The sequence below is a fragment of the Oryzifoliimicrobium ureilyticum genome (assembly GCF_037199735.1).
GTDB lineage: Bacteria > Pseudomonadota > Alphaproteobacteria > Rhizobiales > Rhizobiaceae > Rhizobium > Rhizobium ureilyticus.
The window spans coordinates 104,250-117,696 of record NZ_JBBBVQ010000013.1 but is presented as its reverse complement, the minus strand read 5'-3'; the positions used below and the strand labels follow the sequence as shown (position 1 = coordinate 117,696).

Annotated in this window: 13 protein-coding genes; 3 read left to right on the top strand and 10 right to left on the bottom strand. The window is 56.0% G+C overall.

Annotated features, from left to right (window positions below):
• Nucleotides 1–7 precede the first annotated feature (7 nt).
• Both VQ830_RS17965 and VQ830_RS17960 read right to left on the bottom strand, forming a co-directional pair.
• The gene (locus VQ830_RS17965; RefSeq protein ID WP_337269523.1) at nucleotides 8–994 is read right to left on the bottom strand and encodes an NAD(P)H-quinone oxidoreductase; all 987 of its coding nucleotides are present in this window, start codon (nucleotides 992–994) and stop codon (nucleotides 8–10) included.
• A gap of 5 nt (nucleotides 995–999) precedes the next feature.
• A complete protein-coding gene (locus tag VQ830_RS17960) occupies nucleotides 1,000–1,542 on the bottom strand; it encodes a hypothetical protein (RefSeq protein WP_337269522.1) in 543 nt (180 codons plus the stop codon).
• A 118-nt stretch (nucleotides 1,543–1,660) separates the two neighbouring features.
• On the opposite strand from VQ830_RS17960, the gene VQ830_RS17955 reads away from it, so the two are divergent.
• Nucleotides 1,661–2,575 (top strand): LysR family transcriptional regulator, encoded by a 915-nt coding sequence (locus VQ830_RS17955; protein ID WP_337269521.1) that lies wholly within the window; start codon nucleotides 1,661–1,663, stop codon nucleotides 2,573–2,575.
• Between the two features lie 416 nt (nucleotides 2,576–2,991).
• Here the strand turns inward: VQ830_RS17955 and VQ830_RS17950 are convergent, their stop codons facing one another.
• From VQ830_RS17950 to VQ830_RS17915, 8 genes are all read right to left on the bottom strand, one after another.
• Nucleotides 2,992–3,495 carry an RES family NAD+ phosphorylase gene (locus VQ830_RS17950; protein ID WP_337269520.1) on the bottom strand — a complete coding sequence of 168 codons (504 nt, stop codon included), beginning with the start codon at nucleotides 3,493–3,495 and terminating at the stop codon, nucleotides 2,992–2,994.
• Nucleotides 3,496–3,503: 8 nt separating this feature from the next.
• Complete coding sequence (locus VQ830_RS17945; protein ID WP_337269519.1) at nucleotides 3,504–3,854, bottom strand: antitoxin Xre/MbcA/ParS toxin-binding domain-containing protein; 351 nt, start codon at nucleotides 3,852–3,854, stop codon at nucleotides 3,504–3,506.
• A gap of 358 nt (nucleotides 3,855–4,212) precedes the next feature.
• On the bottom strand, nucleotides 4,213–4,839 hold the full coding sequence (locus VQ830_RS17940) for an isochorismatase family protein (RefSeq protein WP_337269518.1): 627 nt from the start codon (nucleotides 4,837–4,839) through the stop codon (nucleotides 4,213–4,215).
• An 8-nt stretch (nucleotides 4,840–4,847) separates the two neighbouring features.
• A complete protein-coding gene (locus VQ830_RS17935) occupies nucleotides 4,848–5,708 on the bottom strand; it encodes an isocitrate lyase/PEP mutase family protein (protein ID WP_337269517.1) in 861 nt (286 codons plus the stop codon).
• Nucleotides 5,709–5,719: 11 nt separating this feature from the next.
• Nucleotides 5,720–7,012, bottom strand: coding sequence for an amidase (locus VQ830_RS17930; RefSeq protein WP_337269516.1), 1,293 nt, complete (start codon nucleotides 7,010–7,012; stop codon nucleotides 5,720–5,722).
• Nucleotides 7,009–8,529 carry an amidase gene (locus VQ830_RS17925; RefSeq protein ID WP_337269515.1) on the bottom strand — a complete coding sequence of 507 codons (1,521 nt, stop codon included), beginning with the start codon at nucleotides 8,527–8,529 and terminating at the stop codon, nucleotides 7,009–7,011. Before VQ830_RS17925 ends, VQ830_RS17930 begins: the two co-directional genes overlap by 4 nt.
• A 14-nt stretch (nucleotides 8,530–8,543) precedes the next feature.
• Nucleotides 8,544–9,626: a pyrimidine utilization protein A gene (gene rutA / locus VQ830_RS17920; protein ID WP_337269514.1), complete on the bottom strand. Its 1,083-nt coding sequence runs from the start codon at nucleotides 9,624–9,626 to the stop codon at nucleotides 8,544–8,546.
• A 236-nt stretch (nucleotides 9,627–9,862) separates the two neighbouring features.
• The gene (locus VQ830_RS17915; protein ID WP_337269513.1) at nucleotides 9,863–10,657 is read right to left on the bottom strand and encodes a GntR family transcriptional regulator; all 795 of its coding nucleotides are present in this window, start codon (nucleotides 10,655–10,657) and stop codon (nucleotides 9,863–9,865) included.
• 165 nt (nucleotides 10,658–10,822) lie between these two features.
• Between VQ830_RS17915 and VQ830_RS17910 the strand changes: the two genes are divergently transcribed.
• Entirely contained in the window at nucleotides 10,823–12,040 is a 1,218-nt protein-coding gene (locus VQ830_RS17910; protein WP_337269512.1) for an MFS transporter, read from the top strand.
• 303 nt (nucleotides 12,041–12,343) lie between these two features.
• Nucleotides 12,344–13,444 carry a sugar ABC transporter substrate-binding protein gene (locus tag VQ830_RS17905; RefSeq protein ID WP_337269511.1) on the top strand — a complete coding sequence of 367 codons (1,101 nt, stop codon included), beginning with the start codon at nucleotides 12,344–12,346 and terminating at the stop codon, nucleotides 13,442–13,444.
• Nucleotides 13,445–13,447: the final 3 nt, after the last annotated feature.

Here is a 13,447-nt window from a genome sequence, read left to right as displayed (position 1 = left end):
TTCGATATCATGCATGAAAATCGCCAAGCACGATCTTGCCGAACACTCCACCGGCTTCCATTCGGCGATGGGCATCGGAAGCAGCAGACAGAGGGTAATGCGCTCCAATGATGGGGTGAAGTTCTTTGCCCACTTGCGGTAGAATCTGATCTTGGAAGCGTTGAACCATGGCTCTTTTGTCACTGCGCGGTCTTGATTTCATCACCGTGCCCATCAATTGCAGGTGGTTATGAAGAACGGTGCCAAGAGGAATGATGGCATTGTCGTCTCGTCCTAACAGGCCGACCTGAACAAGCCGGCCGCCGGGCGCAAGGCTCCTGATGTTGCGGGCAAGATAGGATCCACCGATAAAGTCAACGATAAGATCGGCACCACGCGACGCTGTAAACTCGATGACCTCTGCCTCGAAGTCGACTTGCCTGTAGTCAACGACGGCGTGCGCACGGAGCGACAGCACGTTTTCGATGTTGTCAGCGGAGGCAGTGGCCAGTACTGTTGCGCCATGGGCCTTTGCAAGCTGAACGGCAGCCGATCCGATACCGCCTGCAGCGGCATGGATGAGAACAGTGTCGCCCCTTGAAATCCTTCCGAGATGGGAGAGCGCCTCCCACGCCGTTACGAAGCTTTCCATCACGGCAGCTGCTTCGGTGAATGACATACCGTGCGGAATGATCGTCGCCATCCCGCTGTCAAGCCGCGCATATTGGGCATAGGCGCCGCCGCCGACAATTCCCATGACCTGGTCACCAACGGCAAAGCCACTGACTGCGTTTCCAACAGCGATAACTTCCCCTGCGACCTCAAGGCCGAGGATACTGCTATCTCCGTAAGTCTGAGAGCCATAGACGCCCTCACGTTGAAGAAGATCGGCGCGGTTGACGCCTGCTGCCATCACCTTCACCAGGAGGTCGTCGGAGCGCAATTCTGGCATCGAAACATCGGCAAGCCGCAGCACATCCGCACTTCCGAAGTCATCAAAGACGATCGCCTTCATCGCACTCATCCTTGCTTCGAAAGCGCGCGCCGGGCGATGCTGGCGGCAAAGAGTGGCGTTTCGCGTCTGTTGTGGTCGCCGCCTGCGGCTTGACGGGCTGCGGCGGCGTCTTCGTAAGTGACTCCGTGGTCTGCTATAAAGGTCATGAACGCATCGGTCGGATGCGCTGTAACCTTGTTGGTGTAGCGCGTCCTGCTGTCGTCGATCTTCTCCAAGGAGAGTTCCCAGATGACGTTGACCTGCGTTCTGCCACTGGCGGTGAAGACGTCCGAAATTGAGTTCATTCTGCAGTAACTTGGTTCGGCGACCTCAGCGACGTAGTGCTGCACCACAAGGCCTGAACCGATCTGCTCGACATTGATCGACATTCGGCGACCATCGTCCGTCCAGGTCACGCCCGCTGCAATGTGATCGGGAGGGCAGCAGCGAAGATATTCCGCTTCCGGCAAGTTGAAGAGCCAATCGGCGATGTCGATCTTTTCAAGTGGAACGTCGATCTCAGCAGAAAAGGCCGATTGGGAGAGAATTGTTTCGAGGACCTTGATCATGGTTGCATTCCTTCTGTTTGGTGAGCAAAAGTGCCGGTTGACGAGAAGGAATGTGCGCCTGATGAGTTTGGATGATAACCAACTGATTGGTCGGAACGGTTTTGCGTTGTAGGCAAAGATGAAAGATCCACGCTTTGCCGAACATCTGGCTGTTTACGTCGATGTCGTCCGCGCGGGCAGCTTCTCGGCTGCATCTCGGCGCCGGGCTGTCACCCCCTCAGCTATCGTGCGCCAAATCGATGCGCTCGAGCAGGATCTGGGAGTGCCACTCCTTGTTCGCTCGACACGGTCGCTTGCGTTAACCGATGCCGGCCGGCACCTTTTTGAGCGTGCCCAGCGGCTACTTAATGAATTGGCCGATACACATGCCGAGGTGGCAGCCTTCGATACCGAAGTCAGCGGCACCTTGAGGATTGCCTGCTTCCCGACGTTCGGAAAGCGCTACGTCATCCCGGTTCTTGCAGCGCTTGCACAACAATATCCAGGCTTGACCGTCGAGCTCGACTTGACCGAGCGGCTGGCTGATCCGGTCGCGGAGCGGCTGGATCTGGTCGTGAGAATGGGTCAGCTTTCAGACAGCACACTGATCGCCACCAAGCTGGCACCGCTTGATCGCATGCTGGTCGCGAGTCCCATTTATCTCGATCAGCACGGTCTGCCGGAAACCGAAGAGGCTCTTCGCAATCATCGACTCCTCGACAAGCTCCATGGCAACGATCTCCTTGGTTGGTCCGACATTGTCGGCGCGCCGACAACCGAAGTTTGTGAGCACGTCGCATTCCGGTCGGACGACTTTGAAGCCCTGAACGGTGCAGCATTGGCCGGCATGGGGATTGCATTTCTGCCGAGCTGGGTTTGCGGACCGTCCGTCAAGGCAGGTGATCTCGTGCGGATCCCATTGTCCGGCGAAAAGTGGAATGAAGCGGGCGCCGGGATCTATCTCCTGCGCGCCCTTCCGGCGCCACCCGCGAAAGTCAAAGCCTTTACAGTGGCGCTCAAGGAACTCATCGGAACGCCACCTTGCTGGAGCTGAACTCATGGGTGGCAACGATCTCTGAGTATTGGTTGCTGCCAGCCGGCTTATTTGCTGAAGGTCTAGATGTTGACAGAGGCTTAAAGAAACCCTGTTTTGCGATCACTGGATGTCTTCGTGAAGTGGGCGCACAGCGATCCCAGTTGCTCATCGGACGATCGTCGCCGTCACTGGCGCGCGCGACGAATGTAGAGATGGTTCCAACAGCAGAAAATTGCGGTGACGATGATTGAAAGCTGTTGAATGCCATCTGCCTGCATATCGGATCGCAAACACAATAGAGGATGCGGCTGAATAAGCTGAGACCTTTAAGGTTGAACGGATGCCGAACTGGAGAAGGAAGTTGAAGAATTTTGTGAGGTTGGTTGGCGTGTCACGCAGGGCAGATTCTTTTTGTCTGGGCAGGTGACGTTCTTTCAGATTATCGATGAAAGTCGGTCTTCATCGTCTATCAGTTTTAGGTGGCCTGGCGGTGAATTACCCCATGTCCAGAGGACAAGATTGAGATCATCGTCGGTTGCGCCGGGGGCGAAACTTTTCACAAGCATTCCACAATGGCCGTCGGCAGCAAGATGACGCGCGAAGGTTTGGGTTTTTGCCTCACCGGAAAGCCTCATCTGATCACGCCAGCTTGGATCCGCTAGCGCCCCTGGATCCATCCCCCACACTCGTAGCGCCCCATTATCCCGGCAATCAAATACAGTCTCGAGATCGGCATCGTAGCAGACCAACGTCGTTGGTTGAAGCTTGCCGACTTGATTGGCTTCCTTCAAAGCAGTCATGATGTTTAGCGATGTGTAAATCGCCGGAACGCCCTTCGAGTTGAATCGGCCACCATAGAGTTCTGCACCACGTCCGGATAAGGGTTCGCGAGCATATATCGGATTGAGCGCCCGATAGAGTTTCCCTTGATATCGCATCTGCAGACTTATGCGTGAACGCCGGCGTCGACCGCATCTATATAGTCGAGTACGTCATCGGCACGGCCGTCCCTCACAAGCTGCATCGCTGTCTGACCTGAGAAGCCAGCCAGCGGTTCGGAGCGATACCAAGCATACGCCATGAGGGCCGAGCCAAAGCGGGATTCGACCTTATTGACGATCTCAATCATTTCGCGAAGGCGTCGCTGCGTTTTGTCCGAGCGAACGCGATCCTTTCGCTGGATAGCATCTTTCCCAAGTCCAGCGGTGCGCGCGATCTCTTCACTGGTGGTGCGAAATGCATCGGCGATCTTGCGCGGTGCGAACAACCCATCATCTGCATATTGCGCGATACCCATGAGCGCCTCACTTTCAATCCTTGCCGTGTGTATAGACGCTATATAGCGTCAATAATTGGAGCATTCAACCTCCTGACAAACCGGGGCCTGTTAAGACTCTCCGACAAAGTTGTAACTCCAGCTTCTTCACGGCGCCTTGGAATAATCCCGTTAGCTTTCTCTTTGCCTCCACCGATGAGACGAAAACAAAGGCGCGTCCGGCAACAATTCTCAAACTTAGTTTCACTTTCCAGTTTGTAGAGCTTCCCGATCTGGATGTGTTAACGCAGCGGTCCATCTCCTAAGCAAAGCTTCTTACTTCCCCTAGAGAACTGTTTGCCGACAAACATCTTTCGCCAGCAGGCTTCAGTCCGGGCAGTCAAAGTGCTGCGATATGCGCGATAATCTCGTCCTCTGAGACCACATCCGCATATTTGGCATTCATATCGAAGAGATTGGCTTCGTGGGGTGCAGAGTGACGATCGCCACAGGCGTCGCGCACCACGGTCGTGATGAACCCGTGCGACATCGAATCCACGCAGGTTGCGCGGATGCAGCCACTCGTAGTAAGCCCGGTGATAATCACATTGTCGATGCCTAGGGATGTCAGTAAAGGTGCCAAAGAGGTACCGAAGAAGGCGCTGGGATATTGTTTGGTGACGACGAATTCATCGTCTTCGGGGCCCAGTCCCCTAGGCCAGGCCGCCATTGGGTTGCCGATTGTGAAGTTTTCGAGAGGCCTGGCCTTTTGGAAGAAACGCCCTCCGTCCTTTCCGCTCTTGTGCAACTGCATCCCGGTCAGGATCACCGGAATGTCTTTCTCTCGCGCTGCCTTACGAATGCGAAGGGCACTTGCCAACGCGTCATCCACATCGGCGTATAGCGCGTTGCCCGGCTCGAAATAGGCTTGCACGAAATCGACCAGAAGCAGCGCCGGACGTCTGCCGTAACCGATCCGGTTGTCGTAGGCTTTCTTATAGTTTTGCAGAAGGTCGGCATCGGTCATCGCAGGCCTCACTGTTCAGAAAATTTCTGTTCGAAGGACCATATATCCTCGAAGCCCAGAAGGCTGTTGAAGTCTTTAAACGGGTAAAGTTGAACGGCGTCCGTCGTTACGCCATTGTCCTTGAGATCCTGATAGGCGTGACGAACAGCGTGGCCATGGGCGAGGAAGCCAAGTGCGGGGTAAATGGCAACGCGATAGCCAAGCGAGGCTAGTTTTTTCGCCTCAACGAGAGGCGTTCGGCCACCATTGACCATATTGGCGAGTAGCGGCCGGTCAATCTCTGCTGCGATCTGGCTCACTTCATCGGCGCTTTCCGGGGACTCTACAAAAATGATGTCCGCGCCTGCTTCAGCATACGCCCTACCTCGCCGGATTGCCTCATGAAGGCCCAGCCCTGTCCGGGCGTCTGTGCGGGCGATGACAAGGAAATCATCGCTCTTTCGACTGTCGACGGCGACGGCGATCTTGCGAACCATATCCTCCATCGGAATGACGCGCCGGTTCGGCGTGTGGCCGCATTTCTTTGGGAATTCCTGATCCTCGATCTGGATTGCGGTCACGCCGGCCTCCTCATAACCCCTGACGGTATGGCGCACATTGAGAAGGCCACCATAGCCGGTATCGGCATCGGCGATAACGGGCGTTCGGGTCATCTTCACGATCTGAGCCACACGCTCGAGCATGTCGCGATAGGTCGCAATGCCTGCATCGGGAATGCCGAGATACGAGGCAATCGTGCCATAGCCGGTGATGTATAAAGCCTTGAATTTCATTTGGTCGGCAATCAGCGCCGAGATGAGATCATAGACGCCGGGCGCGAGGATAAACTCACCGTTTGCAAGCGCAATCTTCAGAGCGGGATCTGCCATTCATTGTCCAATCAAGTGTTGAGGAGAGGCGCGATCTTCGCCGCGCTTGCGAGAAGCGCAACGTCATTGTAGCGCATCGAAGTCAGGGTAACGCCGATCGGCATGGCAACATTGGCCATGGAGACGGGGATATGGATACACGGTACCCGCAAAAGGGTCCACATCGCGTTGAACAATGGATCACCTGGCTTTCGGCCTGGAGGTGCAGTCCCGGGCGCACTCGGTGCAATGATGGCGTCAAAACCGGAGGCAATTTCGTCAAACATCATCTGTGCTTCGGCAGAACGATCAATGGCGGTTACCCAATCGGACAACGTCCTGTTGTCGCGGTTTTCAACACGATGATGAAATTCCTTATGCAGATCGCTGCCGAAACGGCGGGCTAGAGCACGAAATGCCGCAGCGCCTTCGCGGTGCAGGATCGTACGGTGATACAGATCCAGCGCCTCGAACTTGGCGGGAAGATCAAAAAACGTGACATCATGCCCGCCCTCTCTCAACCTCGTTGCGGTGGCTTCGAGCGCAGCGATCGATTCCGGTTCAAGTTTGTCGCGATAAGGCCCGAAGCTTACGCCGATATTGAGGGTGTCACGGCTTTTTCGGTCCTCGTTAAGCTTCTCTGTGATGCCGTAGACATCTGCCATTAAAGCAAGATCTTCAACCGAACGGCCGTACCATCCGACCGTATCGAAGCTCACCGAGTAAAGTTTGACACCCTCGCGGCTGACAAGCCCGGCGCTCGGCTTCATTCCGTAGATGCCGCAGAAGGAGGCGGGGCGGATGGTCGAACCGCCGGTCTGAGTGGCAAGTGCAAGAGGGACATGAAAATCGGCGACTGCGGCGGCAGAACCGGCCGAGGAACCACCCGGCGTTCGCGACAAATCGTGAGGATTGGCGGTGGCTGCGTCATTGCCGCAGGCAGCAAATTCCGTGGTATCGGTTTTACCGATGATGATGGCGCCTTCAAGTCTAAGAAGCTCGACGGCCGGCGCATCGGCAGCGGGGTGAAAGCCGCGGTAGAGTGGAGAATTGTGTGTCGTTGGAAGGCCGACAGTGTCGAATACGTCCTTGACTGCGATTGGGAGGCCATGCAACCGGCCATGCTGGTCTTTGGGCAGAGCATCGAGGCGGTCAGCTTCAACGAGGGCGTCTTGGTTGATCGCCAGCCAGGCCCGAATGTCGCCGTCACGGTCTCGGATCCGGCTCAAAGACGCGGCGACCAGTTCGCGGGCCGTGAGGCGACCGCCGGCCATCAGTTTGCGGGCTTGCGAGGCGGTCAACTGGTTGAGCGCGATGCCGTTCATGCGGTAAACCCTGAAGGTGCATTGAGATGATGTGTGGTCGCCTTCTGGAAGGCGACACCTGCCTTGAGGCAAAGCGCATCGGCGCCCGGACGCCCGACGATCTGCACGCCCGTCGGTAACCCGCACCCGCCAAGGCCTGACGGAAGCATCAATGCCGGAAAGCCTGTGTAGTCGAAAATCATGGTATTGCGCGAAATAATCTCGGCAAATGGATGAGCCTGCCCGTCAACATCGACGGTCAGGGCGTCAATTGAACCCGCTTCACCGCCAAGGCCGGGTGTGACGATGAGATCGACGTCCTCCATGGCAGAAAGCAGCATATCCTGCGCGGCCTTGCGCCGCTGCAGTGCGCGTCCGTAATCGCATGCCAAGATCGCGGCACCCTGTTTCAGACGGGCTAGGAGGCCGCGATCGAAAAGCTCGGCGCGATCAAAGCGCTCGGACTGGTACGCTGCAAGTTCTGACAGTAACACTGTCCAGCCGTCTGCATGAAACGGTGCCACATCAAGGCTCGGCAGCTGTTTTATAACACATCCCAGCGCCTGCAGGACCTTCACTGAAGCGTCGAAGTTCGCCAAAATAGCGGAATCGACAATCTCGGTAAACCAGTTGACCGGCACCCCGATGCGCAGGCCGATGATGTTTGAACCCGAAAGAGCGTCCTGACAATCAACCATCAGCGAGGGATCAGATTCGGCTGCCATGAACGGCAGCATCAGGGCAATATCGCTTGCGCTGCGGCCCATAGGACCGACGTGGTCAAGCGTCCAGGAAAGCGGTGCAACGCCTTGGCGCGAGACAAGTTCGCGGCTGGGCTTCAGCCCGGTCGTGCCACACCAGCAAGACGGAACACGGATCGAGCCGCCTGTATCGGTGCCGAGGGCAAACGGCAGCAGGCGAGCCGCGAGAGCGGCTCCTGATCCTGTCGAGGAGCCTCCAGTCCACCGACTGGCGTTCCAAGGGTTTGTCACGGTGCCGTAGCGGGGATTATGCGGCGAGCCGCAAGCAAATTCCGTCGTGGCAAGCATGGCAAACGGGATCGCGCCAGCCGCACGAAGCTTGCCGACGACATCGGCGTCGTCAGGCGCTACCCGATTTCCTGTGAACCAGGATCCAGATGTGGTGATGGTATCGGCAACGTCAATGATGTCCTTGATGCCAAAGGGAATACCTTCAAGCGGCCGTGCGGTGCCATGGGCCCAGCGCTCAGAGCACTCTTGCGCTGTCTTTTCCGCGTCCGACACAAAACGAAGAACGGCTTCTTGACCGCTTGTTGTCCTTTCAATGCGGTCACGAAGCCGCGACACCACGTCGATTGGTGTGACAGCCCCGTGCCGATAGGCGGCGAGCAGGTCGCCAATGCTGGCCAGCGGTATATCCATCGCCAGTGCGTGCGCTTCTGCCTCTGCATGCCGAGGCAAAAGCACTGAACCCTGCTGACGCCGGAACGGTCGATCCGCCTCAGCCGGATCCACCAAGTTTCGTGGATCTAGCACCTCACCAGGCAGAACCGGCATGCTCAGATCCATTGCTATTCCGCGGCGATCTGAACACGGTTGCGCGATGCCATCAGCGGTTGGATGCGCTGGCCGAATTGGTCGAGGCCGACGAGGAAGTCATCGAAGGTCAGCATGATTCCCTTAGTTCCCTCGACGGAGGCCGCCTCATCGAGCATCGCGGCAACCTTCGCATAGGAACCGACCAACGTACCCATGTTGAAGTTGACGGCACCTTCCGGCAGATTGATATGCCGGGCAGTGGAGTTGTCGGCTGCCGACTTGTCCTTGCTGCCTTGATCCGCCATCCAGGCGAGCGCATCGCGATCGGCGCCTTCGCGATATTTTTCCCACTTGGCCATAGCAAGTTCGTCAGTCTCATCTGCGATGACCATGAAGAGAACATAGGCGCCGACGTCGCGGCCCGTCTTGGCAGAGGCATCGATCAACGGTTTGTTGTTGGGAGCATAGGCGGTCGGCGTGTTGATCCCGGACGCCATGACGAAGTTGTAGTCGGCATATTGGGCGGCGAACTCGACGCCGCGGGGACTTTGCCCGGCGGCAACGATTTCGATCTTGTTCTCCGGCATTGGCTTCATCATGCAGTCTTTCATGGTGAAGTGCTTGCCTTCGAAGCTGCAAGTTCCGTGTGCCCAAAGCTCCTGCATGACGTGAACATATTCGCTGGCGTAGTCGTAACGATAACCGAAATAGTCATTGCCAGGCCAGAGACCCATCTGGTCGTATTCAGCCATCTGCCAGCCGGACACAATGTTTACGCCAAAACGGCCTGGCGCCACGCTATCGATTGTGGTCGCCATGCGCGCCACGATCGCGGGCGGCAGGGTAAGAACGGCTGTAGAAGCAAACAGCTTGATCTTGTTGGTGACGGCGGCAAGGCTTGCCATCAATGTGAAGGATTCCAGATTGTAATCCCAAAATTCTGCCTTACCGCCGAAACCGCGCAACTTGATCATCGAAAGCGCGAAATCGAGGCCGTATCCTTCGGCTTTCTGGACGATCTGCTTGTTAAGGTCGAAACTCGGCTTGTACTGCGGTGATGTGGTCGAGATCAGCCAGCCGTTATTACCAATGGGAATGAAGACGCCGATATCCATTTGAGTTCCCCTGCGTTTCGTTTTGGGAGGATGCGAAGTCAATATGTACGAACTAATGCAAATTTCTAAAAACCTGTCTATACCGAAAATGACTTTATTTTAGGCCTGCATAAATGTTGTGCACTTTTCCATTTTGGATGCATAGGGGATGATGATTTAGGGGGCGGAAACGCAAAAAAATCGGCAGCCGTGCGGCAACCGACCCGGTAGTTTTAATTTTGTTCAGAGGAAAAGGACTAAGATCCAGCCCGTAATGTCGTCGTATATGTGAAGCGGTCTGCCGGGAGAATTTGGAACGCATATTCGATCAGGCGCCTGCCCGACCCGTAATAGCGTCGTGTGACTTGGAGGGCGAGATCGCCGCCTTGGCAGCCGATCTTTTCCGCAATGTCCGGTGTTAAGGTAACAGGTTTTATATCCTGCTGGATCTCGTGAATTTTTTCGCCGGTATATTCTTCAATCAGATGGAAGATGGCGGATTTGGCAACTGTGATATCGCGCACGGCCGCGGCAACGCGCGCGTCCACGTAAACCTCGTTCCATGAAAATGCCTTTTGGCGCGTCGCCGGATAGCGAATGCCGCTGATATGAAAGAAGCGTCGACCGGGTCTGCAGCCGAGCTCGACGGCAAGCTTTCCCCGTGCCGATATCTCTTCTTTATGAGAAATGACGAATTCGGTTTCGCTTGCAACCTCGAAAAGCTCCGAGCGGGAGTGCGCAATGAAATGTCGGCGTGTGATGTCGGGTCCTGCCTCGACACGCGTGCCGACGCCCTTGCGGGCAGATAGCCGTCCGCCGGTTCGCATCGTTGAGATGGCCTGCCGCACGGTCTGGCGGCTGACGCTCAAGGAGGTTGCGAGTTCATTTTCTGTCGGCAGCAGCGAGCCAACGGGGAACTCGCCGCTGCGTATCCGTGCTTCAAGATGATGCGCCACCTGAAGATAGAGCGGCGCCGTCGCCAGCTCTGGCTTCCAGGTCGTCTTGTCTTGATCGTCCGGGGTATCGTCGGCGGTTGGCAGCGGTGCTCTCATTTCCATTTCCCGTTCGCTTCCTTCTTTGAACAGACTTTCTTGTGGCGAAGCAAACAAAATCAACTCGATAGGCGCTTCCATAGATCAATATTGCGCTGCGATATGAAATCAGTTAGTACGTACAAATACAGAAAATCTTTTCTTCTTTCCAAGGCTTCTTCATCGATGTCGGACGCTACGGCTGAAGTATCGCGCGTCGCCCGCGCATCATCGCTTGCTCAGACTCTGGCGGCCGCCACGCTGATACAAATCGTTGCCACGACCAGTGTGCTTGCGCTCACTGCTATCGCGCCTTCAGTCGCCGCAGACCTTGGCATCGGGGCTCACTGGATTGGATATCAGATAAGCTTGATCTATGCGGCCGGCATGTTTTCCTCGGCAGTTGCTGGAACTTTGGTGCAGCGTTTCGGCCCGGTGAAGATCGAGCAGACGGCTTTGATCTGTTTCACTGTGGGATTTGCGGGCGTCGCTTCGGCGCTAATTCCGCTCATCATCCTGGCATCGCTTCTGATTGGTATCGGCTACGGTCTCAACAATCCTGCCTCCTCGGAAATGCTGAGCCGTATTACGCCCCATAAGAAGCGCAATATCGTTTTCTCGCTTAAGCAGACTGGCGTTCCACTCGGCGGAATACTAGCCAGTTTCGCCTTTCCATTCCTTTCAGGACTATTCGGCTGGCATCTGGCGCTTCTGATTGCCGCGGCCGCTCCGCTTTTGACGATGGGGTTGCTTGCTGCCACCCATGCGGCGGAACCTGCTATGGTCCGCAAGTTGCCATCCTTCCGCAAAGGTTTCATCGACGAGCAGTCGACCATCTGGAAGAGCCGAAGATTGAGAGTATTGAGCGGTCTCGGCTTTGCCTATTCCGCGATGCAGCTCTCCGTTTCTGCTTTTGCGGTCGTCGCATTGGTTCACGATGCCAGATGGTCTCTTCTTTCAGCCGGCAGCGTGGCAGCGGTGATGCAATTCTGCGGTGCGTTCGGCCGCATATTTTGGGGCGCTATTGCTGATCGGATCGGAGGCGGTTTCCTGACGCTTGGCCTTCTTGGCCTGATGAGCGGCTTAGGCTTTCTTGCTTTGTACTGGTTGCACGATCTGCCAACGTTTCTTCAGGCCGGGCTCTTCATCCTTTTGGGCTTCGTCTCGATCGGTTGGAACGGCGTCCTCTTGGCCGAAGTAGCCCACAACGCGCCGGAGTCGCGCGTTGGCGCCATCACAGGCGGCGCCTTGGTCTATACTTTTATCGGTGTTATCGTCGGGCCCTCCACCTTCGCCATGATCTACGAGTTGGCTGGGCACTATGGCGCCAGCTTCCTTTTCTTTTCCCTCTTCGGATTTGCCGGCACGGCGACGGCTTGGAAGGTTCATTTTCAAAAAGGCTAAGCCTGGTTTGGCCGACGCAAGGCCCAGGTAACGTTCTGATCTACATATATTTTCGCACTGCGAAACAAGCGGCGGTTCTCGCTCATTTCAGACGTGGGGCGGCATCGCTCGCATGAGCACAAAACACTCAATGAGAACACAATATTTTCGGCGTTTGCCTCTTTAGTGTGCAGTGCAAAAAATTAGGCAAAACCCGTTGACGAATTTTTGTTTATGTACGTACATTATCACCGTCGGTCATGGATGGACCGCGATAAAAACTTCGCCCTTGAAGGCGGAGGAACACGAAGGGGAACGTTTCGAATGCGCAAACTCCTGCTCGCCTCCCTTGTCAGTTTGGCCGCATCTGCCGGGCTTTTCGGAGTGGCTCAAGCCGACCCGATGGCTGATGCCAATGCGATTATTGCCGAACATGAAAAGATGCCTGTGTTCAACGCACCTGGCGATGCTTTCGATGCCAAGACTTGCATGGCTGGAAAGAAGGTCTTGTCGATCCCCATTTCAATGACCATTCCCTTCAATGTCGAGTTGCAAAAGGCCATGGCAAAGGCGGCCAAGGAGGTCGGCTTCACCTATACGACATGGGATAACCAGCTCAAGAGCGACCAATGGATCCAAGGTGTTTCCCAAGCCATCAGTCAGAAATATGACGTGCTTGATCTTGCTGGTGGTCTCAACCCCGAATGGCTGGGCCCACAGCTCGCCGAGGCCCGCGCTGCTGGCCTGAAGATCACCACGACCCATTTTTACGACGTCACGCAAAAGCAACATGCGAGCGTTGATTACTCCGGTGCTGTCGACTACACGGGCGCGGGCAAGCTTCTTGCCGCTTGGGCCTTCGTCAAAACCGCAGGCAAGCCCAACGTCCTGATCGTCGGTTCCTCCGATGTTCTCCCATCGATCCCCTTCGTCAAAGCGATCCAGGATGAGCTGAAGACCCTTTGCCCTGAATGCAAACAAAAGCATCTCGATGTTCCTGTCTCCGAATGGGCAACCAAGATCCAGCCTGGCGTGCAATCGGCCATCCTTGCCGATCCTGGTATCAATTTCATCCTGCCAATCTACGACTCCATGTCGCAGTTTGTTGTCCCTGCGCTGCGCATTACTGGGGCGGAAGGTTCGGTCAAGATTGCCAGCTACAACGGAACGCCTTTCGTGCTCGATATGGTGCGCGAGGGGCAGGTGCAGATGGATGTCGGCGAGAGCCTTGGTTGGTCCGGATATGCTGCCATCGACAATATGATGCGTATGCTCTGCGGTTTACCTTCGGTCACGAAGCTCAACTCTCCGCTGCTGGTCTTCGATGAGAAAAACATCAAGACAGCGGGGGTGCCTGCCACGTTCGACGATGGTTATGGCGACGCCCATCTGGAAGGCTTTCGCAAGCTCTGGAAACTGAAGTAACCG

Coding starts and splice junctions, on each gene's coding strand:
- VQ830_RS17925 (WP_337269515.1), bottom strand. CDS start 8,529: ATGCCGGTTCTGCCTGGTGAGGTGCTAGATCCACGAAACTTGGTGGAT.
- VQ830_RS17950 (WP_337269520.1), bottom strand. CDS start 3,495: ATGCGATATCAAGGGAAACTCTATCGGGCGCTCAATCCGATATATGCT.
- VQ830_RS17940 (WP_337269518.1), bottom strand. CDS start 4,839: ATGACCGATGCCGACCTTCTGCAAAACTATAAGAAAGCCTACGACAAC.
- VQ830_RS17930 (WP_337269516.1), bottom strand. CDS start 7,012: ATGAACGGCATCGCGCTCAACCAGTTGACCGCCTCGCAAGCCCGCAAA.
- VQ830_RS17960 (WP_337269522.1), bottom strand. CDS start 1,542: ATGATCAAGGTCCTCGAAACAATTCTCTCCCAATCGGCCTTTTCTGCT.
- VQ830_RS17915 (WP_337269513.1), bottom strand. CDS start 10,657: ATGAGAGCACCGCTGCCAACCGCCGACGATACCCCGGACGATCAAGAC.
- rutA (WP_337269514.1), bottom strand. CDS start 9,626: ATGGATATCGGCGTCTTCATTCCCATTGGTAATAACGGCTGGCTGATC.
- VQ830_RS17955 (WP_337269521.1), top strand. CDS start 1,661: ATGAAAGATCCACGCTTTGCCGAACATCTGGCTGTTTACGTCGATGTC.
- VQ830_RS17905 (WP_337269511.1), top strand. CDS start 12,344: ATGCGCAAACTCCTGCTCGCCTCCCTTGTCAGTTTGGCCGCATCTGCC.
- VQ830_RS17935 (WP_337269517.1), bottom strand. CDS start 5,708: ATGGCAGATCCCGCTCTGAAGATTGCGCTTGCAAACGGTGAGTTTATC.
- VQ830_RS17965 (WP_337269523.1), bottom strand. CDS start 994: ATGAAGGCGATCGTCTTTGATGACTTCGGAAGTGCGGATGTGCTGCGG.
- VQ830_RS17945 (WP_337269519.1), bottom strand. CDS start 3,854: ATGGGTATCGCGCAATATGCAGATGATGGGTTGTTCGCACCGCGCAAG.
- VQ830_RS17910 (WP_337269512.1), top strand. CDS start 10,823: ATGTCGGACGCTACGGCTGAAGTATCGCGCGTCGCCCGCGCATCATCG.